This window comes from Thermodiscus maritimus, from assembly GCF_055382595.1.
Genome location: NZ_AP042434.1, coordinates 990,345 through 1,015,924 on the forward strand (window position 1 = coordinate 990,345; position 25,580 = coordinate 1,015,924).

At 53.0% G+C, this 25,580-nt stretch carries 24 protein-coding genes; 13 read left to right on the forward strand and 11 right to left on the reverse strand.

Features of this window, described 5'->3' with window-relative positions; translation table 11 throughout:
• Positions 1-252 precede the first annotated feature (252 nt).
• The 4 genes from ACZ47H_RS05405 to ACZ47H_RS05420 all read left to right on the forward strand — a co-directional run bounded on the left by ACZ47H_RS05405 (position 253) and on the right by ACZ47H_RS05420 (position 3,273).
• The gene (locus ACZ47H_RS05405) at positions 253-1,095 is read left to right on the forward strand and encodes a putative RNA uridine N3 methyltransferase (RefSeq protein ID WP_464932673.1); all 843 of its coding nucleotides are present in this window, start codon (positions 253-255) and stop codon (positions 1,093-1,095) included.
• A 62-nt stretch (positions 1,096-1,157) separates the two neighbouring features.
• Positions 1,158-2,189 (forward strand): 50S ribosomal protein L3, encoded by a 1,032-nt coding sequence (locus ACZ47H_RS05410; protein ID WP_464932674.1) that lies wholly within the window; start codon positions 1,158-1,160, stop codon positions 2,187-2,189.
• A 2-nt stretch (positions 2,190-2,191) separates the two neighbouring features.
• Positions 2,192-3,016: a 50S ribosomal protein L4 gene (rpl4p, locus tag ACZ47H_RS05415; RefSeq protein ID WP_464932675.1), complete on the forward strand. Its 825-nt coding sequence runs from the start codon at positions 2,192-2,194 to the stop codon at positions 3,014-3,016.
• The gene (locus ACZ47H_RS05420) at positions 3,013-3,273 is read left to right on the forward strand and encodes a 50S ribosomal protein L23 (protein WP_464932676.1); all 261 of its coding nucleotides are present in this window, start codon (positions 3,013-3,015) and stop codon (positions 3,271-3,273) included. Before rpl4p ends, ACZ47H_RS05420 begins: the two co-directional genes overlap by 4 nt.
• Before the next feature lie 48 nt (positions 3,274-3,321).
• Here the strand turns inward: ACZ47H_RS05420 and ACZ47H_RS05425 are convergent, their stop codons facing one another.
• Complete coding sequence (locus ACZ47H_RS05425; RefSeq protein WP_464932677.1) at positions 3,322-4,230, reverse strand: Mrp/NBP35 family ATP-binding protein; 909 nt, start codon at positions 4,228-4,230, stop codon at positions 3,322-3,324.
• Positions 4,231-4,411: 181 nt separating this feature from the next.
• Between ACZ47H_RS05425 and ACZ47H_RS05430 the strand changes: the two genes are divergently transcribed.
• A complete protein-coding gene (locus ACZ47H_RS05430) occupies positions 4,412-4,873 on the forward strand; it encodes a hypothetical protein (protein WP_464932678.1) in 462 nt (153 codons plus the stop codon).
• Between the two features lie 26 nt (positions 4,874-4,899).
• Positions 4,900-6,522 carry a DEAD/DEAH box helicase gene (locus ACZ47H_RS05435; RefSeq protein ID WP_464932679.1) on the forward strand — a complete coding sequence of 541 codons (1,623 nt, stop codon included), beginning with the start codon at positions 4,900-4,902 and terminating at the stop codon, positions 6,520-6,522.
• 26 nt (positions 6,523-6,548) lie between these two features.
• Here ACZ47H_RS05435 and sucD read toward each other — a convergent pair whose 3' ends face one another.
• Together sucD and sucC are read right to left on the reverse strand one after the other, a co-directional pair.
• Positions 6,549-7,421 (reverse strand): succinate--CoA ligase subunit alpha, encoded by an 873-nt coding sequence (sucD, locus tag ACZ47H_RS05440; protein ID WP_464932680.1) that lies wholly within the window; start codon positions 7,419-7,421, stop codon positions 6,549-6,551.
• Positions 7,422-7,434: 13 nt separating this feature from the next.
• The gene (sucC, locus tag ACZ47H_RS05445) at positions 7,435-8,571 is read right to left on the reverse strand and encodes an ADP-forming succinate--CoA ligase subunit beta (protein ID WP_464932681.1); all 1,137 of its coding nucleotides are present in this window, start codon (positions 8,569-8,571) and stop codon (positions 7,435-7,437) included.
• A gap of 218 nt (positions 8,572-8,789) precedes the next feature.
• Here sucC and dps point away from each other — a divergent pair, with 218 nt between their 5' ends.
• The gene (gene dps, locus ACZ47H_RS05450) at positions 8,790-9,344 is read left to right on the forward strand and encodes a DNA protection during starvation protein (protein ID WP_464932682.1); all 555 of its coding nucleotides are present in this window, start codon (positions 8,790-8,792) and stop codon (positions 9,342-9,344) included.
• Here dps and ACZ47H_RS05455 read toward each other — a convergent pair.
• Entirely contained in the window at positions 9,341-9,616 is a 276-nt protein-coding gene (locus ACZ47H_RS05455) for a CDGSH iron-sulfur domain-containing protein (protein ID WP_464932683.1), read from the reverse strand. The two genes, dps and ACZ47H_RS05455, sit on opposite strands and share 4 nt — an antisense overlap.
• A gap of 237 nt (positions 9,617-9,853) precedes the next feature.
• Here ACZ47H_RS05455 and ACZ47H_RS05460 point away from each other — a divergent pair, with 237 nt between their 5' ends.
• The 4 genes from ACZ47H_RS05460 to twy1 all read left to right on the forward strand — a co-directional run bounded on the left by ACZ47H_RS05460 (position 9,854) and on the right by twy1 (position 13,210).
• Complete coding sequence (locus tag ACZ47H_RS05460) at positions 9,854-10,399, forward strand: hypothetical protein (RefSeq protein ID WP_464932684.1); 546 nt, start codon at positions 9,854-9,856, stop codon at positions 10,397-10,399.
• Between the two features lie 78 nt (positions 10,400-10,477).
• Positions 10,478-10,789, forward strand: a complete 312-nt coding sequence (locus tag ACZ47H_RS05465) for a hypothetical protein (protein WP_464932685.1) — start codon at positions 10,478-10,480, stop codon at positions 10,787-10,789.
• Positions 10,790-11,063: 274 nt separating this feature from the next.
• The gene (gene trxB, locus ACZ47H_RS05470; RefSeq protein WP_464932686.1) at positions 11,064-12,086 is read left to right on the forward strand and encodes a thioredoxin-disulfide reductase; all 1,023 of its coding nucleotides are present in this window, start codon (positions 11,064-11,066) and stop codon (positions 12,084-12,086) included.
• Between the two features lie 47 nt (positions 12,087-12,133).
• Positions 12,134-13,210: a 4-demethylwyosine synthase TYW1 gene (gene twy1, locus ACZ47H_RS05475; protein WP_464932687.1), complete on the forward strand. Its 1,077-nt coding sequence runs from the start codon at positions 12,134-12,136 to the stop codon at positions 13,208-13,210.
• Between the two features lie 282 nt (positions 13,211-13,492).
• Here the strand turns inward: twy1 and ACZ47H_RS05480 are convergent, their stop codons facing one another.
• Genes ACZ47H_RS05480 through ACZ47H_RS05495 form a run of 4 tightly spaced genes read right to left on the reverse strand, consistent with a single transcriptional unit; the run spans position 13,493 to position 17,945 of the window.
• Complete coding sequence (locus ACZ47H_RS05480) at positions 13,493-15,199, reverse strand: AMP-binding protein (RefSeq protein WP_464932688.1); 1,707 nt, start codon at positions 15,197-15,199, stop codon at positions 13,493-13,495.
• Between the two features lie 7 nt (positions 15,200-15,206).
• Positions 15,207-16,598, reverse strand: a complete 1,392-nt coding sequence (locus ACZ47H_RS05485) for a dihydrolipoyl dehydrogenase family protein (RefSeq protein ID WP_464932689.1) — start codon at positions 16,596-16,598, stop codon at positions 15,207-15,209.
• Positions 16,599-16,603: 5 nt separating this feature from the next.
• Complete coding sequence (locus ACZ47H_RS05490) at positions 16,604-17,131, reverse strand: C-GCAxxG-C-C family (seleno)protein (protein ID WP_464932690.1); 528 nt, start codon at positions 17,129-17,131, stop codon at positions 16,604-16,606.
• Positions 17,124-17,945 carry a DUF169 domain-containing protein gene (locus ACZ47H_RS05495; protein ID WP_464932691.1) on the reverse strand — a complete coding sequence of 274 codons (822 nt, stop codon included), beginning with the start codon at positions 17,943-17,945 and terminating at the stop codon, positions 17,124-17,126. The genes ACZ47H_RS05490 and ACZ47H_RS05495 overlap by 8 nt, the downstream gene beginning before the upstream one ends.
• Before the next feature lie 317 nt (positions 17,946-18,262).
• Here ACZ47H_RS05495 and ACZ47H_RS05500 point away from each other — a divergent pair, with 317 nt between their 5' ends.
• Complete coding sequence (locus tag ACZ47H_RS05500; RefSeq protein WP_464932692.1) at positions 18,263-19,021, forward strand: NAD-dependent protein deacylase; 759 nt, start codon at positions 18,263-18,265, stop codon at positions 19,019-19,021.
• A gap of 70 nt (positions 19,022-19,091) precedes the next feature.
• Entirely contained in the window at positions 19,092-19,370 is a 279-nt protein-coding gene (locus ACZ47H_RS05505; protein ID WP_464932693.1) for an AlbA family DNA/RNA-binding protein, read from the forward strand.
• Here the strand turns inward: ACZ47H_RS05505 and ACZ47H_RS05510 are convergent.
• The 3 genes from ACZ47H_RS05510 to rgy form a co-directional block, all read right to left on the reverse strand.
• A complete protein-coding gene (locus ACZ47H_RS05510) occupies positions 19,367-20,290 on the reverse strand; it encodes a UbiA-like polyprenyltransferase (RefSeq protein WP_464932694.1) in 924 nt (307 codons plus the stop codon). The two genes, ACZ47H_RS05505 and ACZ47H_RS05510, sit on opposite strands and share 4 nt — an antisense overlap.
• Entirely contained in the window at positions 20,206-21,747 is a 1,542-nt protein-coding gene (locus tag ACZ47H_RS05515; RefSeq protein WP_464932695.1) for a UbiD family decarboxylase, read from the reverse strand. The genes ACZ47H_RS05510 and ACZ47H_RS05515 overlap by 85 nt, the downstream gene beginning before the upstream one ends.
• Before the next feature lie 65 nt (positions 21,748-21,812).
• Positions 21,813-25,430: a reverse gyrase gene (rgy, locus tag ACZ47H_RS05520; protein ID WP_464932696.1), complete on the reverse strand. Its 3,618-nt coding sequence runs from the start codon at positions 25,428-25,430 to the stop codon at positions 21,813-21,815.
• Positions 25,431-25,580 lie beyond the last annotated feature (150 nt).

Below are 25,580 nucleotides of genomic sequence, written 5' to 3' on the forward strand. Positions count from 1 at the left end.
GGGACGAGTACAGGAACGCCACTCAGACCACCATTTCTAGGGTACTATGGTTAACACTATTTATTCCCGAGGGAGCTTGTGGTTGGAGTGGTGAACCGGTATGGGAGGAAGGCAGAGAACGACCCTATTCATGGAGAAGGGCAAGAAGGAGGAGGAGAAGCAGCCCACTAAGAAGGGGTTTAAGAAGAAAAAATAGCTGGAGCGACCCATATTCTTTACCAGCCCTAGATTCGACTGGAAGGGTAGCCTGTCTTGGAGTGTAATCCTTGGCCGCCTCCGAAGCGTGATAGGACCCTGTATCTCGCTATAGCCTCCAGCATCCTGAGCGTTGAAGAAACCCTTGAACTCAAAACAATAAAGGCGGGGGCTATCGCCAGGCTCGCCTCAATATACCGGGTCGACTCTATCATAGTATACAGGGATAGGCATTCCAGCCTCCGAGACCATAAGACCATGAAACTGCTCCTTGAATACGCTGCGACCCCACCACACCTTAGGAGGAAGCTCATTCCACTACGCCGCGAGCTGAGAGCGGTGGGCCTCATCCCGCCACTACGCCTCCCAGGACACGATCTGCCTGAGAAGCCTGTGAAGGGACTGGTGATGGAGGGTGTCGTGGAGTCGTGCACTAAGGAGTGGTGCAACGTTTACCTGGGCAGGTATGGGGTCGGGAGGCTGCCGAGAGGCGATTATAGGGTGGGTGATAGGATTGTTGTCGAGATAATTGACCCTGGGAAGCTCCTCCTCAGGGATGCGAGGGATACTAGGATCTACCTCGGCTATAAGGTTAAGGCTGAGGAAAGCCTCCCCCGCCTCCTTGCGAGGCTCCGTAGGAGGGGTTTCTTTATAGTCGGGACCAGTAGGAAGGGGGAATGCCTTCGGAGCCAGCTACTCGAAGCCATAACCTCTAAGGACAGGGTGCTCCTAGTATTCAGCGGGCCCCGAGGCGATGTTAGAATAGACGCGGACCCCAGCCTCTACGATATCATAATAAACACTATACCAGTCCAGGGTACGAGGACCGTGAGGACCGAGGAGGCCGTAGCGGCTACTCTCTCACTCCTCAACGCTTATGAATGGATGAAGATACTTTAAAACCCGTAGGATAACTTGGGCTAGAGGGGTAGAGACGGCACGATCACGGATGGGTGTTTGCGTTGGGAGCCAGAAAACACAGCGCGCCGAGGAGGGGGAGCCTAGGCTACTCGCCTAGGAAGAGGGCGGCCAGGCTAGTGCCACGTGTCAAGACGTGGCCCGAGGTAGACCTGGGCAAGCCTGTCCCACTTGGGTTCATAGGCTACAAGGCCGGTATGACGCACGTCTACATAGTAGACGATAGGCAGGGTAGCCCGACCTTCGGCCAGGAGATCTTCGTTCCAGCAACTGTGGTAGAGGTTCCACCAGTACACGTTATAGCTGTGAGGGGATACGCCTACGACCCCAACAGAGGACTCTACACTGCAGGGGAGGCGTGGGTAAACCCTCCGAGCGAGCTTGAACTGTGGCGCAAAATCCCCACTCTAGGCGAGTTCAAGGAGAGCAAGCTCAAGGAGCTCGAGGAGAAGATAGAAAAGCTTAGGGAGATAAGGGTAATCGTCGCCACCCAGCCAAAGATGGTTGGAGGGCTAAGCAAGAAGAAGCCCGACCTGCTAGAAGTTAAGATAGGGGGCACCAGCGATCTCAAGGCCATATTCGAGTACGCAACGTCCAAACTGGGAAAGACGATCCCGTTCAACGAGGTATTCTCAGTCGGCCAGCTCATCGACGTGATAGCTGTGACGAGAGGCAAAGGCTTCCAAGGCCCAGTTAAGAGGTGGGGCGTCAAGGAGCTTCCGAGATGGCATAAGCACAGGAAGGGCAGCAGGAGGACGGGTGCAAGGAGCCACGGCAGGGGCACGTGGTGGGAGATACCGGCAGCGGGCCAGACAGGTTTCCATAGGAGGACCGAGTACAATAAGAGGGTGCTGGCGTATGGAGAGAACGGATTGGAGATCACCCCCGCAGGCGGCTTCCTACACTACGGCTTGGTTAGGGCTCCATACGCTCTAATCGCGGGTAGCCTTCCTGGTACTCCCAAGAGGCCGATTGTTATGAGGTACCCGGTGAGGCCTCCGACATGGTACCTTAAGATGGGCGTTAAGGAGCCACAGATAGTGTATGTGAGCCTCCAGTCTAAGCAGGGTAATTAGGGGTGGTAGGAGTGTACTCGGCGCTATTCCTGTATCTTAGAGACCCGGTCTCCGTCCCAGTCTACGGCCCCAACGGGGAGGATGCTGGCCAAGTAGTGCTACCAGACGTGTTCAGGGTGCCCGTTAGGAAGGACCTGATAAGGAGAGCGTTCTACAGCGAGTTCACGGCGAGGTTGCAGCCTAAGGGAAGGGACCCCATGGCTGGTAAGAGGACGAGCGCCCGTAGCATTGGAGTAAACCATGGAGTATCGAGGGTCCCGAGGATTAGAGGGAGCATGAGGGCAGCCCTGGTAAACATGACTCGTGGGGGCCGGCTGGCTCACCCTCCCAGGGTTGAGAAGAAGATCCACGAGGAGATCAATAAGAGGGAGAAGAGGCTAGCAACAATGAGCGCTCTAGCAGCGACATCGATACCGGAGCTTGTAAGGGAGCGCGGGCACAGGTTCACAGCAGAATACCTCCCGGTAGTACTGGACAGTAGTGTTCTCGAGGCTGTAAAGAAGGCGAGCGAGGCTAGAAGCCTATTGGAGAAGCTAGGCGTATACGATGACATCCTGAGGGCTAAGACGGGTAGGAGGTGGAGAGCTGGTAAGGGTAAGATGAGGGGTAGGAGGTACAAGCAGCCAGTCAGCATACTATTCATAGTAGAGGACCACGAGTCTCCCTTCGCGAGGGCGGTCAAGGGATTCCCAGGCGTCAGTGTCGCCGAGCCATGGAATGTAAGCGTCCTCCATCTAGCTCCCGGGGGCGTGCCGGGCAGGCTAACCGTAACTACAACAGGCGCATTAGACCAGTTGAAGGCTAGGTTTAGGGTGGATCTGCCATGAAGCCGGAAGAGGTTATAATTAGGATCCATATGAGCGAGAAGGCCTCCAGGCTCCTCGAGGAGGAGAACACGATCACACTGATAGTGAGGAAGGACTCTACCAAGCCAGACATAAAGAGGGCGGTGGAAGTACTCTATGGCGTAAAGGTTGAGAGGGTCCGCACGCTGGTGACTCCTAAGGGCGAGAAGAAGGCTTATGTGAAGCTGAGTAAAGAGCACAGTGCCTCAGAGCTCGCATCCAAGCTCGGCCTAATCTAAACCTCTATTTTAAAATCTCATATTAAATTATATTTGTTAATTTAATAATTATGCGGTATCCTCTTGTCCACCACTACTCTGAGAGGCCTTTATCCCCTCCACTATCTCTATTACCTTCTCAGCGATCTTCATGAAAGTCTTACTGGCCTCAGCGTCGGGGTACTCTACGAAGAACACCTTACCCTTATCGTTTGCCTCCCTTATCCTCGGATCTATGGGTATGGAGCCTAGGAAGGGAATATTGTATTTCTTGGCAATCTCCTCCGCAGCACCCTTACCGAAGATGTAGTGGATTGATCCATCGGGGCATTTGAAATAGGACATGTTCTCTATAATCCCAAGAACTGGCACGTTCAGCCTCTTAGCGAAGGCTAGACCCTTAAGAACTATGGCCTTCGAGAGCTCGCTGGGTATTGTAACGAGTACGACACCGGTTAGCTTCGGGATCAGCTGAGCTATAGTCAGCTGCTCATCTCCCGTGCCTGGGGGGAGATCTATTAGAAGGTAGTCGATGTCGCCCCAATCAGTATAGGCTAGGAGCTCGCGGAGGGCGCTAGTCTTTATTGGACCCCTCCATATCAGTGGAGTCTCATCCTCGGGTAGTAGTAGGCCTAGGCTCGCGATCTTGACACCAGGGGGTACTTCCACGGGCATGATTGTACCATCTGGCTTAGCGGGCATCCCCAAACCTGTGGGGAGACCAAAGAGCTTGTGTATGCTCGGACCGTGCACGTCTGCGTCTAGAACACCGACTCTCCTCCCAGATAGGGCGAGAGCGGCTGCGAGGCTCGCGGTTACCAGGCTCTTACCTACGCCTCCCTTGTTGCTCATTATTGCTATCTTGTACTTTATCTTAGTCATCTTCTGAACGATCCTCTTCTGCTGCTCCTGGATCGCCTTCATCCTCTGCGCTGTAGCCTTGTACTCGCTCTTGCTTATCCTTATACCTGACGACATATCTTAAGCACCAGTTTTATCCGTGGTTAACCTAGCCATTTTAACTTCCAGTATAGCCTACGCTACAGGGATGAGGAATTTGCCGAGTACTTAAGCCCCCCGGGAAGTGGGGCGATGCAGAGTGGTGACCTCTCCGACCCTATAATCCAGCACGGACTCAAGCAGTATGGGTGAAGAAGGATTGGCCGGCGGTGAAGAGGGTTTTAAGATGAGAGCCCGTGCAGGCGATGATCTAGAACCCACGCAAGGAGCCGGCCCCTGCCTGGAGGACATCGACTACTTGAGGCTAGATGCCGAGGCCCTTAGAGAGCTCTGGGTAACCTTATCCAGGCGCGAGTACAATATCGTAGACATCCTGCTCGCCAACGGTGGAGACTACGCGATATACGCTAGGGCTCTAGTGGGCGATGACTGTATAAGGCCGGTTGAGCTCCACGTAGACTTATGCGGTGACCTCTCCTCAAAAGGTCTGAATGTATCCGACGAGCCCGAAGTCCAAAAAGTAATCCTTAAGAGGGAGGGGGGTAGAGACTGCGTCGAGCTTGTAGCCGACTTTAACCCTCCAGTGAAGCCTGAAGCCCTGTTAGAAAAAATAGGTATCACCACCCACTTCAACATTATAGCCTACAGGCCTGTTGAATAGAGTGCGTTGAGGTGTGCATGGCTCAGATGAGGATACCTAGGATACGGTTCAGGGTTAAGGGCTGGATACCAGAAGAGGACTTCAGGATGCTTACAAGAATAGCCAGGTATACTGGTAGGGGAGACGGATACTCCGTGTTCGAGCTCGACCCGGATAGAATAAGGGAGAACGAGCTAAGCCCCGAGGACGTTGCGGCGATACTGAGGAGCATCGAGGGAGTTGAAGGAGAGGACGTCGATGAAGTCATAAAGAATATAATGGAGTCTAGAAAAGTACACATCTACTTTGGCGAAGACGGCTGGCTACGGTTAAAGTCGAGGATGTACTTGAAGAACATACTCACCGAGCAAGGCATCACTCTCCCCTATGATAAGAACGAGAGAGCATTCCGCTTTCCACCCCACCTCTACAGCCAGGTCGTCTCAGCCCTCGAATCCCGTGGGCTCATCGTTGAAGACGAGGTGGGACTCCTCGGGAGTAAGGGTCTTCTACCCAGAAGGATAGAGTTCCTGGGAGAACTCCGCCCCTACCAGGAGGAAGCCCTTGCGAAGTGGAGGGAGAACGGGTACAAGGGGATAGTCGCACTCCCCACCGGGGCAGGGAAGACTGTTATAGCTATAGCTGGAATCGCGGAGCTGGGAGTAAGGACTCTCATTGTAGTGTATACGAAGGAGCAGGTCCGCCAGTGGATCGAGTCGATAAGGAGGTTCACGGATGCGGGAGCCCTTGTCGGAGGATACTATGGTGACGAGAAGAGGCTTTCACCGATAACAGTGACTACCTACCAGACCGCCTCCAGGTACGTGAAGCTCTTCACAAGATACTTCCCCCTAACAATCTACGATGAAGCACACCATCTGCCGGCTAACAAGTTTAGGACCATCGCTGTTGGAATGGCGAGCCCCTACAGGCTCGGCTTATCAGCCACTGTTGAGAGAGAGGATGGAAGGCACGTCGACCTCTTCCCCCTCCTGGGAGGAATAGTCTACCACACCTCTCCAGGAGAATTAACTAAGAAGGGGTACCTGGCCCCCTACATTATAAGGACTGTAAAGGTAGACCTTACACCGAAGGAGAAGTCGCAGTATGAACAATTACGCAAGAAGTATCATGCCCTAGCAAGGGGGAGGACGTTCAACGAGATACTAGAGGCTGCAAGAAAGGGCGACAGGGACGCCATAGAGGCTCTCAGAATCCACAAGCGGATGCAAAGGATAGTCCAGCATAGCGAGGCTAAGTTGAAGAAGGCTGAGGAGATCGTTAGAAGCGAGCTAATGAAGGGCTCCAAGATAATAGTGTTTACACAACTAAAGTCGCAAGCCGAGGAGTTCGCTAGGAGAGTAGGAGGCCTCCTATTACACGGCGATATTGATAAGAGGAGGAGAGCGATGGTATTAGATGAATTCAAGAGGGCTAAGACGGGCGTCCTCGTGGTGACGACTGTTGGGGATGAGGGGATCGACATACCCGACGCTAACGTGGGCGTGCTCCTATCGGGGACAAGCTCGCCTCGGCAGTTCGTTCAGAGACTAGGTAGATTATTGAGGCCGAAGGCTGGGAAGACATCGGCGGTTCTATACGAGATAGTTATGGCCGGTACTAGTGAGGAGTACCAGGCTAAAAGAAGGAGGAGAATGCGTATGTTCTAGGATGGATGGGGGGGGGGGGGGGGGGGCTAGAGGACCTCCCTTATCAGCTTTGGTATCTCGAAGGGCGTTCTGGCAACCTTCACCCCGGCCTTCTGCAGCGCCTCCACCTTGCCCTGATATGTTCCGGTGCCCATCATTATTATTGCGCCGGCATGGCCCATCCTCTTCCCTGGCGGAGCAGTCCTCCCAGCGATGAATGCTACTACGGGCTTGGTGAACCTGCCCTCCTCTATCATCTTGGCGGCCCTCTCCTCCATGTCTCCACCTATCTCTCCTACCAGTACTAGCGCCTTTGTCTCGGGGTCCTTCTCGAAGTACTCCATAGCCTCCGTGAATGATAGACCGATTATCGGGTCTCCACCGATCCCTATCACTGTACTCTGGCCTATCCCCTCCCTGCTCAGCGCGTAGCCTATCTCGTAGGTTAGGGTCCCGCTCCTGGAGATTATGCCAACAGGGCCGGGCTTGAAGGTCTCTCCTGGCATTATGCCTACCTTGGCTTTTCCTGGACTTATAATTCCGGGGCAGTTGGGTCCTATGATCACTGTGCCCTTCTGCTTGGCGTAGTTTACGAATTTGAGAGTCTCATGAACCGGGATGTGCTCTGTAATGACTACTACTAGCTTCATTCCTGCATCAACAGCCTCGTATACAGCATCTGCCGCGAACCTGGCAGGGACGAATATTATCGAAGTGTTAGCCTCTGGATGCTCTGCGACAGCCTCTTCCATAGTGTCGTATACTGGGACTCCGTGGACGCTCTGGCCTCCCTTCCCAGGCGTCACGCCAGCCACTATCTTGGTCCCATAGTCGAGCATGAGCTTGGTGTGGAAGGAGCCCTCCCTTCCAGTAATACCCTGGACGATTACCCTCAAGTTCTCATCCAATAACACTGCCATCCACAACCACCTCCTACAACGAGACAACCTTCTTCACGGCCTCAATCGGGTCCGTGAACGCCGTTATACCGGCCTCCTCAAGGATCTTCTTACCCTCCTCCGCCTTAGTGCCGGCCAGCCTTATCACTATCGGCTTCGAGACATCGCCCAGCTCCTGGAGGGCCTTAACTATACCCTTAGCAACCTCGTCTCCTCTCGTGATGCCTCCGAATATGTTTATGAAGATCTTCTTCGCCTTAGGATACTCTATGAGGAACGAGACAGCCTTCTTCACAAGCTCGGCGCTCGCCCCGCCGCCGATGTCGAGGAAGTTCGCGGGCTTACCGCCGAACTCATACACTAAGTCCATGGTAGTCATTGTGAGTCCTGCACCGTTCCCTATTATACCGATGTCGCCGTCGAGCTCTACGAATCCAAGCCCCTGCTTCCTAGCCTTTATCTCCCACTCCGTGTACTCTCCAGACTCCTCCAGCCTCTCCTTTGCCAGCTCTGGGTGCCTGTATAGGGCGTTGTCGTCTACAATCATCCTAGCGTCTAGTGGTATAACCTCATCCCCTACCAGGGCGAGTGGGTTGGACTCGGCGAGCTCTGCATCGTACTCCATGAAAGCCTCGTAGAGGGCGGTTAGGAACTTGGAGAAGCTGGAGAGAGCCTTGCCTGCCAAGCCAATCCTCTTGCCTATAAGCCTTGCCTGGTAGCCCTTCAATCCAATGAAGGGATCTACATGCTGCCTCACAATGCTCTCTGGCTTCTCCCTAGATATCTCCTCGATGTCCATCCCGCCATACTTGCTGGCTAGTATGACCGGCTTCCTCTCACTCCTATCCATAACTATAGCAGCGTAGAGCTCCTGCTCGTGGGGTATGGCCTCCTCGATTAGTAACAGCTTAGGCACTATGCCCTTGATCGGCTTATTGAACAGCTCCTGAACATACTTCTTCACATCCTCCTCAGTCTTAGCCATCTTTATACCGCCAGCCTTCCCCCTGCCAGCAACAAGCACCTGGGCCTTAACGACTACTGGGGGCTCAAGGCCGGCCTCCTTCATCTTAGCGATGGGATCATCCTCGGGAGCTATGAGGATGCTCCGCGGGATCTTAACCCCCTTACCAGATAGGATTTGTTTAGCCTCGTACTCGAAGAGCTTCAATCAATATCACCCTCCACATTCCGCAGGAGTAATAGTTTCCATTTATAGATACATATGCATAGCGAAATCTTGATGTAAACCGTGGAAGCCATTAATCGTTGTCTTCGAAGTCATTTCTAAAAAGAAAATATTCTAATAGGAACGAATTATTAATAAATATATGCTCACAGTTTTAATTAGTTAAAAAAACTTATAGAGTTGAAGAGAGGAGATAGTCCTTGGCTAGAAGAAACGTAGAGTTGATAAAGAGGGCGGGAGTAGACGTTGATAGGCTCCTAGACCTTCTTGTAAGAGCGGCGTCAGCAGAGTTCACGACATACTATTACTATACAATCCTAAGGATGAATGCCACCGGGCTGGAAGGAGAAGCAATCAAGGAGATAATAGAAGACGCACGAATAGAGGATAGGAACCACTTCGAGGCGCTAGCTATAAGAATATATGAGCTGGGAGGTCAGCTGCCCAACGACATAAGGGAGTTCTCGAATCTAGCCGCGTGCTCCAACGCGAAACTCCCCGATGAGCCCACAGTTGAAAACCTCCTGAAGGTACTACTTGACGCTGAGAGATGCGCTGTAGGCGTATATACGGAGATACTAGAGTATGTCCATGGAAAGGACCCTAGAACATATGATATAGCCCTTGCAATACTTCACGAAGAGATCGAGCACGAGTCCTGGTTCGAAGAGTTACTAACTGGTAAACCCAGTGGCCACTTCAGGCGTAGGGCTCCGGGGGAGAGCCCCTATACTTCGAGATTCCTAAAGACCTAAACCTGGCCACTAATAAAATCCAATTTCTTAATATTTTTAGGATTTATTTCTCTACCATCCTCGGTAACTATAAGTTTGACTGCACCAAGCCTCCTATAGTCATCTCCATATACATAGACTTGTTCGGAATCCTCGTCCTGGATCATGATGTGCTTACCGCTGCACAGCGGGAACGTCTTTGAAAGACCACACGTGCATATAGATATCGTGGATCCATCCTCTAATCTAAATATCAGAGGCCCTTTTCCTTCCGTTAAGACGAGTCTAGCCAATATACAACGCCCCTCACCTACTGCTATGATTATGTTAATTATATACATGTATATATTATTAATAGTCTAGACTATTACTGGATGTTCCCGAGCCCGAATAGAGGCCTCATGAGCCTGGTTACTCCTCATCCCCATACTAGTCGGTCCTTACACGCCCGTTCATCGGCCAATGCAGGATTCTGAGTTGAGGAGAAGCATATAGATTCCCTCCCCAGCAGGCATCTCTTGGGATAGGCGGTGCCCCGAGTAGACGCTGGATGGATAGTGCTTGACCGGCCTGTGATAGACGGGCTCGGCTACAGCAGGGCTAGAGAGATCGCGTTAAGCTATGATTCTATACTTGTGACTAAGCCTAGCATAGTAACTGTTAGGAGGAGTCTCCGTTCTCTCCGGGTAAGCCTTTCGATAGGAGCCCTACTGGTTGAGCCAGCATCTGGCATTGAGGGGCCCAAGCTGACTAGCCCCGAATGGGTTGAAGGGTGTAGGATCGCAGCCAGCGGTGCCAGTCAACCTACAGTACAGGATGGTGAGGCGAATACTGTTGAGGGTCGGCTCATCGCTATAGACTATAATGATCCCGTCGCGCTAGCCTTGAATGGGTTGAAGGGCTCATTCCACATTACTGGAGCGGTTAGAGGCTGTATTCCAATAGTTGAACTGGGAGGATCACCAGTAGTGGGGGTTTCTGAGGAAGGCTCCTACTGTACCAGCATCACTGATAAGAGCGTGGTTGGCTTCCTCGAATATTTATCCTCCCTCTACAGATCATGCCAGGGGCGATGAGTAAGCTACCCTACCCTGACCGTTCAAGGGGATGAGGAGCACCGACCTATACCATGAGCCCTCATGGGGTGTATCGGCATGCCCGTGCCAAGAAAGAGGGAGCTGGCAGCCTACATGATACTCTACAAACACGGCGTCAGAGAGTATGGAGAGGCAATAGACATCCTTTCAAAAGAGTTATGCACGAGTAGGAAGACCGCACGTAATATCATAAAGAGGCTAAAGAGGATAGGGGCTTTATCGCTTGAAAAGAGGGGAGAGCATATAGGAGTGGGGCTAGTTGACCCGGAGAGCCTCTTATGGTTAATTGCCTCCGGATACGTAAGTGCTAGGAGGGAGAGGTGTAGGGATGAAGAGGGCCGTACTCACTTAGCCTCCAGTAGGCGATGATGAAGCCTTTAAGATCGGACCAGCACCCTCCTTCTAAACCATGGTCAGCTTTTATCCAATAAGTGCTGGTGGGAGTATTATAGAGGACTGCTAGAACGCTGAATTCCAGTGTTATAGGTGAGAACCCTTCATATAAGACGCTGTCCTAGATAATATCTCTATACCCTAAAAGGTATGCCACCTACCAAGCCAGCATGATATCATAGCCCAACTTATCGTTTAAACTATAGGCTAAAACCCTCTACTCCCGACTCTTATGTAGCGGTGTTAAACGATGTCACTGAGGCTGAGGGCGACTAAGAAGATCCCCAGGGGAGAAGAGTACGATGTCGTCATAGTCGGCGGGGGGCCGGCAGGCCTCAGCGCCGCTATATACGCGCAGAGGTTCCTCCTCAAGTCACTAGTGGTTGCGAAGGAGATCGGGGGGCAGCTGAACCTAACCGATTCGGTAGACGATTATCCCGGCCTAGGCAGGATTAGAGCCTCGGACCTAGTTAACAAGTTTAAGCGCCACGCGGAGATGTTTAAGGCAACCATATACTATCCCGAGGAAGTAACGGGGTGGGAGAGGCTACCCGATGGCAGGTTTAGGGTTAAGGGTAAGAGGGGCCTCGACGTCTACGCTAAGGCTATAATAATGGCTGTCGGGTCGGTGAGGAGGAAGCTAGGGGTCCCTGGAGAGAGGGAGTTCGCAGGCAAGGGAGTAAGCTACTGTAGCGTGTGCGATGCTCCATTCTACGCTGGGAAGGACTCGGTGGTTGTTGTTGGAGGCGGCGACGCGGCCTTCGAAGGCGCCATACTCCTAAGTGGATATGTTAAGAAGGTATACCTCGTCCATAGGAGGACCGAGTTCCGGGCGAAGCCTTTCTTCGTAGAGGTGGCGAAGTCTAAGCCCAACATAGAGTTCGTGCTCGACAGTGTAGTCACGGAGATTAAAGGGAAGGATAAGGTCGAGTCCGTTGTAGTGAAGAACAAGAAGACAGGCGAGACGAGGGAGATCAAGGTCGACGGTATATTCATAGAGATAGGGTTCGAGCCTCCAAAGGAATGGTTCCACAAGCTGGGGCTAGAGACTGACGAGGCAGGCTACATAAAGGTTGACGAGTGGATGAGGACAAACATTGAGGGAGTATTCGCTGCCGGCGACTGCACTAGCCAGTGGCCTGGTTTCAGGCAGGTGGTCACAGCCGCTGCGATGGGCGCGGTAGCCGCTTATAGCACCTATAACTATCTAGTGGAGAAAGGCCTCTACAAACCCCAGAAAGCGGATGTCGGAGGAACTATATTCGAGCGTTAATAGGCCTCCCTTCCAAATCCATACTCTTGTGAGAGGGGTACCGGGGCATGTCCAATCTTAGGCTTAGGGATGCTATAGCAAGGGTTCCAGACCCCTACAAGCCCCTAGCAGAAATCATGGCGAAGCAGAAGTACCACTTCGTGGGAAGACACACTGTTGTGAAGAAGTGCTACTGGACCCATACGGGGATAGTTGAGAACAGGTTCTGCTACAAGTGTAAATTCTACGGGATCGAGAGCCACAGGGACATACAGATGAGCCCCGTAGCCTTCTGGTGCTGGAACGCCTGCCTCCACTGCTGGAGGATAAGGCCCCAGGATGTAGGGATAGACGTGGATGAGACAAAGATGCCCTTCACCGACGACCCGAAGGAGATAGTTGACGGGATCATAAGGGAGCATAGGAGGATCATAAGCGGCTACAAGGGCCACCCGAAGGCTGACCCGAAGCGTATCGAGGAGGCGATGAACCCTGTGCACGTCACAATGAGCCTAACCGGTGAACCCACACTCTACGAGATGCTGGAAGACCTCATAAGAGAGATCCACAGGAGGGGGATGACCACATTCCTCGTAACACGAGGCGTGAGGCCAGATGTCCTGGGCAACCTAAACGAGGAGCCAAGCCAGCTCTACGTTAGCATGGAGGCCTGGGATAGGAGGAGCTACAACTACTTCAACAGACCCCTAGTACCGAGAGCCTGGGACCTCACCCTGGAGACGCTCAGCCTGCTGCCAAGCTTCTCCAGCCCCACAGTGCTCAGGATAACACTAGTCAAGAACTTCAACGACAGCCAGGAGGCTCTCAAGGGCTTCGCAAAACTAGTAAAGATGGCTATGCCAACCTACGTGGAGGTAAAATCCTACATGTGGGTTGGAGCGAGCAGGGAGAGGCTCAGCAAGAGCAACATGGCTAGCCACGAGGAGGTACGCTCCTACGCATGGAAGCTAGCAGAGCTAACAGGCTACAAGGTCCTGGGAGAAGTCAAGGCCAGCAGGGTAGTCCTGTTAAGCAGCATAGAGAAGCCGATAAGGCATGGAAAAGGATGCCCCGAGGGACCAGAAGCCCCAGAACCCCCAGGGAAAGGAGAGTACGACGTAGAAGACCCCGAGCTAACATATTAGCCCAGCCCTCAAACTTCCTACTCGGCTACCAGGAAGGGCGCCGATGAAGACCAACCTCGTCACCGAACCCTCTATGGGGAGTGCGCCGGAAGCTGAGGCGCCTAATAGATGCTAGGAAAACCAGAAATTAAATTATAACTGAATTATTTATTGATTATTACCTTCCTCTCTATTATCTATAGCCGCTCCTCGGCCTCCATTCTTACATTATAACTAACGTGTTCCTTATCAGTAGTAGTTGGTTATATGGTTGACTGTATACTTTATTTATATAAAATATTATTATGGGCTTAAGCCTTGTTTCTTTAACTCTTCTTCTCGTAATACTCTCCTAAGGATTTTTCCAGTCCTGCTTTTTGGTAATTCTTCTCTGAACTCTATGAGTCGTGGGTACTCGAGTGGGCCCAGCCTCTCCTTCGTCCAGGATCTAATCTCATCTTCGCTTACTTTGTCCTTGCATTCGTCCCGGAGGACTATGAAGGCTTTGATATTCTCTCCCACGTCTGGATCTGGAACTCCTATGACTGCTACTTCCGCTACGCAAGGGTGCTTGTAGAGTACTTCTTCCACTGTTCTAGGGAATACGCTGTGCCCCTTGTATTTTATCACGTCTTTCTTTCTATCTATTATGAAGAAGTACCCCTCATCATCCATGTATCCTATATCACCTGTCCTAAGCCATTTACGACCGCAGCATTGGAAGAACGCTCTTTCATTCTCTTCCTCCACCCTATAATATCCCTTCATAACCTGGAACCCAGAGACTACTAGTTCTCCTACACCGTCGACTAGCCTGGGCTCAATGGGATCCGCTATCGCAACCAGGGTATTAGGCATTGGTAGTCCTATGCTTCCCGGTTTCTTCTTTCCCCTAATTGGATTAGCTGCAACGACGGGACTGGTCTCCGTTAAGCCATAGCCTTCCACTATGGGGCACTTAGTTATCTCTTCCCATTTCTTCATTACTTCGACTGGGAGGGGCGCTGCTCCGCTGAAGCAGATCTCTGGTATCCCCTTTATCTGTCCTAGAGTCTCTTGAGAGAATACTTTTAAGAGATTAGTGTAAATTGGGGGGGCTAGAGGTAGGAGCGTTATCCTATACTTTTTAACGAGATCTAGAAGCTCTCTAGGATCGTATCTCACCTGTAATATTAGGTGGGCCCCCAGCATTAGGGTTAAACCCAGTATGCTTCCGAAACCATAGGCGTGGAAGAACGGTAGAAGTCCTAGAACCCTGTCTCTTCCTTCTTCTCGATGGAACCAGAGTTTTTGATAGAGTATATTGGAGATTATGTTCTTATGTGTGAGCATCACCGCCTTAGGCTTCCCAGTAGTACCCCCCGTGAATAGGAGGGCTGCCACCTTATCGTCGGGATCGCCTCCCTTAGTTATACGGAGTTCGGATCCGCCGCTCTTTAGCAACCTGTCATACCGTTTAGCCTGGCGTGGTATCCTCGCTAGCTTTCCGGTGAGTCTTCCTATTCCCACCTTAAGCTTCCAATGGAGACCACCATAGTCATCGATTGATGCAACTATCACATTCCATTTATCCAATAAGCCTCCTAGCCTATCTAGGAAGATGTCCTGGACAAAGACGATGTCGGCGTCTATGAATTTGAGTGCCTCCTCGGCTTGAAACACGCTCCATAATGGGTTTAGGAGGCAGGCTCTCGCACCAATCATCATGGCCGCATAGCTGACTGTTATGAATTGGACTGTGTTCGCTAGGATTATACCTACACAGTTTTCATAACCGATACCCTCTTTCCTTAGGCCATCGGCTATTCTTTTAGTATGCTCTAAAAGATCCCGGTATGATAGAGTCTCACCATAGAAAGTGACAGCGGGTTTATCCCTGTGCTTCCTTACAGTCTCTATTAGCATTTCGTGGAGCATTATATCGGGAACCTTCACCTTAGGAGGGACACCTAGATCGTAGTTCTTAACCCATAAAGGGTTTTCTAGGTCGAATGGAGCTCGCCCTGTCAATAATCGACTACCTCCTGGGGAGGTATACATTATATCCCATCGCTAGGTGGGCGGCGTCTAGGAACACCTCGCTCATAACAGGGTGTGTGAAGAGGATTTCTGCCGCCTCTTCTAATGGTAATCCGCTCCGTATTGCTAATACAGCAGTATTAACAACCTCACTAGCATACAGGCCGACCATGTGGAACCCTACAATTCTCGCCGTATTTTTATCTGCCACGATCTTAGCTATACCCCTAAGCCTCTCATTGACTATGGACCTGTAGTTCACTCCGACAGGGAACCTCTTAACTATATAGCCGGGGTCACCCTTCTGAGCCGATACGCCGACGCCAGCCGCTTCGGGATCGCTGAAAACTGTTTGAGGGACGAGGTCTAGCTTTAACCTACGATTGCCGCCAGTAACGTTTTCCCCAGCAACTATACCTTGTAACTTGGCTTTCCCTGCTATCATTGGCTCTCCTGTAACGTCGCCTACAGCATATATCCGGGGCTGGCTGGTCTGCATACGGTCGTCGACTATGATCTCTCCTCTCTCACCTAGCTCTATACCAATTCTCTCTACCCCTAATCCCTGCGTGTTTGGCTTCCTCCCTACTGCGATGAGGATGCGATCCGCCTCAACACTTTTACCGTTAGATAGCTTAGCCTCGCATTTTCCTGGGTCTACCTTTAGAACCGTCGTGCTAGTATGGATTTCTATGCCATTCTCACGTAGTATGTTCTCCATGGCTTTACTAACATCAGGATCCATGCTGGGGAGTAGACGCTCCTTCATCTCAACGATAGTGACCTTGCTGCCGAAACCCTCCCACACCGTGGATAGCTCCACTCCTATGGGCCCGCCCCCGATAACCAGCAGGTGACCGGGTGTCTCCTCTAGGCTCAATGCCTCATTGCTAGTAATAGCACACCCTCTAGAGGCCTCTTCAGCCAGGCCTGGAATATCTGGCACGACCTCCCGGCTCCCGGTGGCAAGAACTATTCCTAGCCTCGCCCTCAAATTGCCGTAACCGTCAACCTTGACCCTCCTGGTATCGATCAGGTGAGCGTAACCCTCTACCAGTTCTATGCCATAGCTTGGGAAGACAACGTCCTTGTACCAAGTTATCACCTGCCAGGTTATCGAGTCCTTCTCAGACATAATGCGCTTCAGGTCTGCTTCTATAGAGCCCTTAAACACTCCTTTACCTGTAAGTTTTAAAAGGTCTCTATGCATCTCTGAGAGCCTTAGGAGGTATTTCGTAGGCACGCAACCACTGTTCACGCATGTTCCACCAATCTTTCCCCCTTCTATGATCGCTACACTGTACCCCCTAGCCGCAGCCGTCATAGCGGCTGCGGCGCCACCCATGCCTGTACCCACTACGATTACATCGTACTCTTTCTCCACAACCACACTATTCACCCCTTGCGATTAGACTCTCCTAGAAGAGCCCCGGCGCCGTACTTCTCAGCGAGAACCCTGACAGCTATCTCAGTACTTTTCCTAACAATAGCCCTGCACTTCCTCTGCTGGTCTGGACTCGTCAAATTGAAGCCGGGGTTGAGGTCTCTGCAGTTGGGGCTACCCCACAGCGCGACGAACTCCCTATAGATTCGCGAGGCGAGCTCGTGTATCTCGTTATTAGCCTCTATGAAACTCATTCCCCCGCCAGCCTCAACAATACGCCCTTCTTGCTTCTGCCTTTTCCTAGCATACGCTCCGACAGCGTGAACCGCCGCCCAGAGACCTCCGCAGATGTATCCGTTGCCACTAATCCCTCCCGCGAAGCCTATTGCTGCTCCTAGCGTCTCATCGGTCAGCTCTAGTCCTAGATACTCGTAGAGGGCTGTTAGGGGGCTGTAGGCGCAGTTCCATGTCTGGAGGAGGACCTCTGAAGCCCTATCCTTGACGCGTTTTATGAATTCATCGAGCGTGAGGTTACTCAACCTTCCCCTCATCCTCCCTCATAGCCTTGACTTCTTTGAGGAACCTGTCATAGTGGACGCCGATAACGGGTATATTCTTGAATTTGAATTCATAGAATAGGAAGGGTCTCGGCGGGTATGTGAGTACCCCTTGCTCTTGCTGTTTTTCTAAGGCAGACGCAATATCTCCTAGGATGCTGGCTGGGATTGCCGCCGCCATTTCGTCCTCCATTGTCCATGCAAGAGTCCTGTCTCCTAGCCCAGGGAGTATCCCTACAGGCCTTCCGGTAGAATAAGCCTTTGCAACCCCACCGCAACTACCAGCTTTTCCAATACTCTCGATTACTAGAGGCTCTCCAGTAGAATAGGAGATGGCTGCTGCCAGTTTCGTCAGCTGACCCGGTGTCAGGTAGACGAGGACCACGTCTGGCTCCTCGACTTCTTTGATCGCCGGGTATAACGCAAATCCTCTAAACTTTCCCGGAGGAAGCATGGGTATCTTATGGTCTATTTTCTTACCGGTCTCCTTGTCTGGCGCGTAGAGACCCGCGCTAATGCTACCATCGAGGAAGTACTCGGGCGCCTCTACTAGCCCGAAAACAACCATAGCACCAGGACATGATAGATCATCAATACCTAGAAGAATAGGCATCCCATAATACCTGGCGAGCGCGGCAGCCTGACAGAATGTCATCCTCCTCCTAAAATCCCTTAGAGGACGAAAGCCGGGGATTTCACTCTCATCTGGATCCACTTCTAATAACTTAACCCCGACAGGGAAAGTCCTCAAGCGGAGAATCTCATATATTCTCCTAGAATAATCTACACTCCCCATACAATACACCTTAAAGGCTTTAATTATAGATGAGAGACCACTACTGTCTCCCTACAAAATACATCAAGATAGTGATTGATATAAATGCCTTCAGAAAAAGAAGGATATATATGAATCCCAAGAATCATCTTATTATCCCTGGGATCTCGGATAAATAAGATAATATCATCTTCCAAGGCCCGACTGTTATTTACTCCTAAGGAAATACTCTCACTGCCCGGGTTAGAGGTGATTTCGATGAAGACCAACCTCGTCACCGATAATCATAGGGAGTGCGCCGGAATCTGAGGCGTCCAGCAGGCTCTGGTGAGTAAGCCTTGGCTAGCCTGGAGGAGGCCGTGGATAAGGCCTGGAGGCTCCTCAAGAAATCAAAATACGCTGTGGCCTTCACCGGCTCCGGTATCTCGGCCGAGGCTGGGATCCCGACATTTAGGGGCCCAGATGGATTATGGAAGAAGTACCGGCCTGAAGAGCTCGCCACTCCCGAGGCGTTCGCAAGGGACCCTGTTAGGGTTTGGAAGTGGTACGCTTGGCGGATAGGCCTCGTACTCAATGCCGAACCAACCATATCCCACAGGGTCCTCGCGTCTCTCGAGGAGATGGGCTTATTGAAGACTGTAGTCACGCAGAACGTGGACGGCCTCCATCAGAGAGCCGGATCCAGGAACGTTATCGAGCTGCACGGGTCTATTCTTAGGGCTAGGTGCACTGTGTGCGGGTACAAGTGGAGTATTGAGAGGAAGCCACGCGACGATGAACTGCCATTGAAGTGCTCAAGATGTGGTGGACTGGCGAGGCCCGACGTGGTCTGGTTCGGCGAGCCCCTCCCCAGGGGGGCGCTTGAGGCTGCCTATAGGGAGTTTTCTAGGGCTGATCTCGTAATAGTGGTGGGTACTAGTGGCGTCGTCGAGCCTGCTGGGAGCCTACCGCTCATTACTGTTAGGAGGGGAGGGTCCCTCATCAACGTGAACTTGGAGGAGAATAGGTACTCGAGTATAGCGGCCGTGAATTATTATGGGAGGAGCACGGTTTTCTTCAGTAGACTCCATGAAAGGATCAGGGAGAGTGTGTCATAAGGATGGTAGGCTAGACTGTTATTTACTCCTATGGTAATACTCTCCACTGCCGGACACATGGGTGGTTCAAGTGAAGAGCAGGGGAGTCCCCAAGATAACAGTCGGACGCCGAGGCAATGTGATGGAGTACGTCCTCCAGATAATAGTGGACTTCAACCGGGGTATGGATAGGATAGGTTTGATAGCTTATGGCCGCGACGTGTGCAAGCTTGCCGACGTAGTAGCCGGCATCAGGGAGAGGTTGGGGGACTCCATCCATATAGTGGCGTGGGAGATAGATAATAGGAAGGTTCGCGGGAGGAGGGAGTCGTACCTGTACGTGGAGCTTGAGTACAAGCCCTCCTTCTAGCATAGGAGGATGTCTAGAGAGTACCCTATACCCACTATAAGTCCTATAGCGAGGTTGAGGTTGAAGGCGGTGGGGATCCCTTCAAGGCCCCTCCTCGCCACTATATAGTACTGGATGGCGATAAGCACAGTTGTGAGAGTGAATGCTGCAAATGCTATGGCTCCCATGTAATACTTTATGATCACATAGTATAGGAGGGCTAGGAACGTGATGTGGAAGCCTAACGCCGCCCAGATCGCCCGCTTCACGCCAAGCCATGCGGGTACACTGCCTAGGCCGTGTTCCACGTCGAAGTCGTAGTCCATTATACTATAGAGTATGTCGAAGCCCGCCACCCAGAAGGTTACGGCGAACACCATCTCCCACGGTATCCTCTCCAGTAGGGCTAGCATGCTACCGGCCTCGTCTCCAATAGCGGCTACTGCGCCCCCGAATACTACTAGTCCTAGGGTGAAGCCGAGGTGGAGGTGGGGGAGCGGGTGGATCCGCTTAGCGTATGGGTATGTTAACGCGACTATCCAGAGTATTGGGCTTAGTACTAGAGCGTACCAGTTGAGGAGGGCGGCCGAGGCATAGTATAGTAGTGATCCCGCCAGGACAGTGAGCCATGCGTCTCTAAGGGTTAGGGCTCCAGTTACGAGGGGCCTCTTAGCGCTGCGGGGGTTGAGCTTGTCAATGGGGAGGTCAACGATGTTATTGTAGGCCATCCCAGCGGTTCGGAGGCCTAGTACTGCTAGGAAGATCAAGACGGCCTCTCTCAGCGTGATCTTCGGTGTCGCCATTAAGGCTCCAAGGTAGGCGTATGGAAGGCTGAAGAGCGTGTGTTCTACTCTTATCAGTCTTGAGAGGGCGTGTAGCTTCCCCTCACCCTTGACCATGCCTGGATCGTATCGAGGTATCCTTTCACCACCTTCTCCCACGGATCCTCGCCCCTCAAGCCCAGCTTCTCCATGACCCCTGCTATCCTATTCTCAACCTCAGGGTCCGGGGAGACTATTAACGGGGGCTCTCTTCCCGCCTCCTCCTCCATTTTTACGGTCGCGTCTATCCCCAGCTTCCCGCCAACTCCGTGCTCTCTAGAGGCCGGGTCTAGGGAGTCCGTGTGAGTATTCTCCAGGACAACCACGTCCCTCCCCGGATCGGCGAATGAGGTCACCGCCCATATGACCTGGTTAAAGTCGTGGGGGTTGATGAAGTGGTCTACTACTATTATCATCTTAGTGAGGCTGGTCTGACCCACACCCCAGAGGCCCATCATCACCTTCTTCCCATGGCCCGGGTACCTCTTCTTTATCGAGACGATCATGAGGCCCTGGAAGACCCCGTATACGGGGAAGCTTACATCAACAATCTCTGGGAAGACAGCACTCATTATGGGGAGGAATATTCTTTCAACAGCCTTCCCGATCACAGCATCCTCGAGAGGCGGCAGTCCAACAACTGTTCCAACATAGACAGGGTCCCTCCTATAGTATACCCTATCAACCTCCAGAACCGGATACTTCTCCCGGGGCTTATCGTAGAAGCCCCAGTGGTCTCCGAAGGGCCCCTCCTCATCCAGGACGGGTTTAACCCTCCCCTCCAACACTATCTCGGCATTCGCGGGCACCAGGAGCCCATTATCGAGTTCAGCCACCTCCAGCCCCCTGCCCCTCAATATGCCGGCGAAGAGGAGCTTGTCCAGCGGGTATGGGACGGGGGCTACACCTGTAAACATGGTCGCCGGGTCCGAGCCTATCACGACCGCTACCGGTAGACCGTCTCCCTTCTCAACCGCCTCCCTATAGGCTCGCGCCCCCCTCTTATGGATCTGCCAGTGGACAACAGCCCTCCTCGAGTCCTTGATCATCACCCTGTAGACTCCCATGTTGGTTATACCCGCCGCGGGGTCCCTAGTTACCACGAGGCCTAGAGTTATGTATCTCCCCCCGTCTAGAGGCCAAGTCTTGAAAGCTGGGATACTGTCTAGGGGAGCCTCTTCCACAACATTCTCCTTAAAGCCTGCCCTCCTCACGCGCCTCGGCAGATACGTTGCCAGCTCTTTAACCTCTCGGAGGCGGCGGATCTTCTCCCTCAACCCCACCGGGGGGACGCTTGCCAGGGACTCGGTCAGCCGCATTCCAACGTCCTCGAGCTTCTCAACCCCTAGGACTCTTGTGAAGGCCTCGATGCTGGGGAACACGTTGCCGGCGACTCTCCAGCCAGGATAGCCTTTAACATTCTCGAAGAGCACTGCGGGTCCCTTAGCGTACATAACCCTCCTCAACAGGTGCGGGATCTCCAGTATCGGTGAGAGCGGCTCATCCACCCTAGCTAAGAGTCCTTGAGCGTCGAGCCATTCGAGGTACTCTCTTAGGTCCCCTACCTGTATGGCCACGATATACCCCTGCTAGGCGGGAGGAGTGGGAGAGTTAAATCTCATGGTACGTGGGTGCTGGATGGTTAGGCCTGCACTCCGGCTCCTACCGTGCCGGCTTTCTCGAGTAGGCTCGACACCAGCTCGTGGACTTCTTCCAGCACCCCTACAGGGTCCCTCTTCCCAGCCTCTACCAGTGAGAGCTCCTCCTCCAGCCTCCTGCTAGTCTCTTCTGAGACGAGGTCGGCGAAGTTCTCTGAGAGGTACTTATACACTGTGATACCAGTCTTTGTGGGTATGAGGTAGCCGAGCCTCTTGCTCTCGATCACGTACCCGTGCCTTCTGTTGGCCTCGAGTATCTTGGCGTATGTGCTTGGCCTCCCCAGCCCCCTCTCCTTCATCAGCCTGATCACGTCACCGCTCTTGTAGAGTGTGATCCTACTCGACCTGAACGCTTCAACCTGTAACACGGGTATCCTGAGGCCGGGCTTGAGCCCCGCCGCCCACGCCTTCACCCTGGGCTTGTATACTAGATGGTATCCCTCGCCCTCGTATCCCACGACTGCCTCGATCTTCTCGGTTAGCTCCCCCAGCCTCACCAGGATCTCTCCCACTATGGCTGTTGATGGGGTCATCTGGCTCGCGATGAACCTGCGGAAGATGAGGTCGTACAGCTTCACGTGTGCTCTCGTGAGCTTTATGGGGACTTTCAGGGAGCCGTCATATACTCTCCTCTCAAGCTCCTCAGCATCTATTGGCCTCGTAGGCCTTATCGCCTCATGTGCTCCCCCCTCACCCCAGCTCCTCGGCTTGAAGTACTTATCCAGCCCCTTCGACTCCAGGTATTTCTGGGCAATCGCTATCCCTGCAGCGGAGACCCTCGTGGAGTCTGTTCTATGGTATGTGATTAGGCCGCTCTCGAAGAGGTCTTGGGCGAGCTTCATAACCAGCCTCGCACTGTAGCCGTATCTCTTAGAGGCCTCGTATAGTAGGGTGTCGGTTGTGAATGGTGGAGGGGGGTTGTGCTCCTCCCTCCAATACTTTGCGCTCTCCACTATGAGCCACTCTTCACTCTTAGCCTTCCTCGCCTCCTCGGGGTTCTTTGTGAAGAAGTATACGATTCCCCCCTCTATCCTCGCCCTAACCCTATATCCTGCCTCCTCCTTGTACTTCTCGTACCTGTCGATTATCCATCCGAGTACAGGGGTCTGGACTCTCCCAGCTCCCAGCCAGTGCTTCCCGTAGATGCTCCAGAGGTGGCTGCTGAGGTGGAAGCCTATCCACCTGTCCTCTACTCTCCTCACGATCTGCGCGTTGACCAGCTTCTCCTCTATTCCCCCCGCCTCCCTGAGGGCTTTGAGTATCGCATCCCTCGTGACCTCGTGGAATCTCCCCCTCTTAATGTTGGGGTTGTAGGGTTTCAGTGCGAGGTATACGTCCCAGGCGATCTTCTCTCCCTCCCTGTCTGGGTCTGAGGCTATCACTACCTCGTCTACCTCTGTAGCCAGCTTCCTGAGGAGGCTCACCACCCTTGAGGCGTCGAGTACGTTCGTAGAGCCGCACCTGGGGCAGGCTGATGATCCCGCGTACTGGTAGCCGCAGTCCAGGCACCTCTTCACAGGCGCATATACTGGCGTGATCCTGGCTCCCTCGACTATGACTCCGTGAGTGCCCTCCCCGTCTATGGATAAGTCGTAGAGGTGTCCCCTGGTCGCCGTTATTGTTAGCAGGTATACTGTGCCCGTCTCTGGGTCGCTTGCGCTCGTCTCGTATATTGTTAGGCGCCCCCTCCTCCTCCTACTGGGCCTGCCCCAGAACCATGCTATCGTCTTGGCCTTAGTGGGCGACTCTACCACTAGGAGCACTGACTTCACCGATACCTTCTTGCCCCCGCCCTTCCTGCTCTCCTCTACCCTCGCCATCTCCTCCTCCAAGTCCACGCGGTCGAGCTCTACAGGCTTGCTACTCGTGTACCAGGAGAGCCTCTCCCATAATGCCTCGACCAGGTGGAGTCTTTTCTCTAATATTATGCTCAGCCCGTAGGTCATGGCCCCCTTTAACAGCCTGCTGGTCCTCCCGCTGGCCTGCAGGTATGTTGGGGCGTCTGGGATGATCACGTAGAGGGTCCCTCCCCTATTCTCCAGGACTGTTCCTCCAACCCTCAGTGTGCCTCCTGGGGGGATGAGGGACCTATACTCTCCCGCCGCCCTCTCTGCAGCCTCCCTCATGGTATTGACCAGCTCTTCTAGCACCCCCTCGGGCTTGATCCTCCCCTTGTAGGCGGCGGAGACCAGCATTGTGTCGGGGAGCTTGTCCAGCAGCTTCCTGATGGACTCTATGTATTCTCCAGGCCACTCCATACCCATGTCGGCTAGATGGTACAGGAGTGCTATGAGCCTCCTAGGGTTGGCTACTGAGTCCTCGAAGGCTTGAATTCTTGCCGGGACCCCCACGAATACAGCGTACTTGACCTTCTCCGGCAAATCCAGGCCCCTAACTATAACTCCATACCTGCTCGCCACTCCAACGAGGACGCTCACCTTGCCGGAGGCGAGCTTTTCGATGCTCCTCCTCGACCCTGCCAGGGCAAGGGCGGCCTCAACGCCAGCCTCCCGGAACCTCTCATAGAGGAGCTTCGCATAGGCTTTCCCTAGGGTTTGGGAGACGAATACTACTCCTCCCGCCCCCAGCCTTTTAACGAGGCTAACAGCATCCTCCAGGGGTTCCCCGGTTACCTTGTAGGCGTCTAGGACATTCCTCATGTAGTCTGTCCCGCCTCCCACCTCGAAGCCCAATAGCTCTTTGAAGAGGAGGTGCTTCACTCCACGAGGCCTCCCCGTTGCTGAGGCTATGACTAGCTGACCCTCATCACCCCTCACGCTACTCCTCAGCCACGCCTCTAGCTCTGCGACCCTCTTCCTCAACTCCTCGACCTTCTTCTCGGCCCCCGCTGCCAGCGCGGCGTATAGTTTGAGCTTGGTCTTCACCAGCTGCTCCGCGGTAGAGATCGTTTCCTCGCTGAAGCCGAGTAGTAATAGTACTCTGTCAACATTCTTACTGCTTCTTAGGAGGCTATCAACATCATCAACCAGCACTAGGTTGAAGGATCCACTGTTCTTTAAGAGGTCAAACCGCCTCTGTAGGAAGCTCGTAGTAGCCACTAGGATACCGTAGTCCCCTCCTGCTATCTTCTCCAGCATCTCCTCCCTCTTCTTCCTCGGCATGCTGCCATAATAGTATGCCAGCTTATCCCCTACCAGAGCCTCGATCCTAGAGGACACCTGCCGCGCCAGGTTCTGTGTAGGGACTAGGTAGAGGACCCTCCACCCATCTCTATTAATCCTGTAGGCTGCATAAGCCTGGAGGAGGGTTGTCTTCCCCACACCCGTTGGGGCTATGATCGCTAGGCTCTCCAGGGATAGGAGTCTCTTAGCCCAACTGGCCTGCGCGCTCCAGAGGCTCGACCCGATCCTCGACTCAAAGAACACCTTGAAGTCGTTGAATCTATCCCATAGATCATAGAGCCAGAGATAAGCCTTCAGCCTCCCATTCCGGGCCAGGGCCTCGGCTATCTCGACTACCCCGCCGGCTACTGGCTCTGGCAAGCATTTGGCGCATGGGAGACCCTTCTCGAGCCTCTCTGCAGCTATGTCTCCCCCACAGTTGGGGCAGCTGTTCTTGAAGACCGGGTCGAGCCTCTTCATAACGCATCCACCATCTTGCCGGAGGCAGGCCTATCGATCGCCTTACTCCAGCACCCATTCCCGCATTTACCGTGGAGATTAGATAATGGAGTTCATACCCGGTGATACCATGTTAATAACGCTTGGTGAGCCTATACTCTGCACTACAGA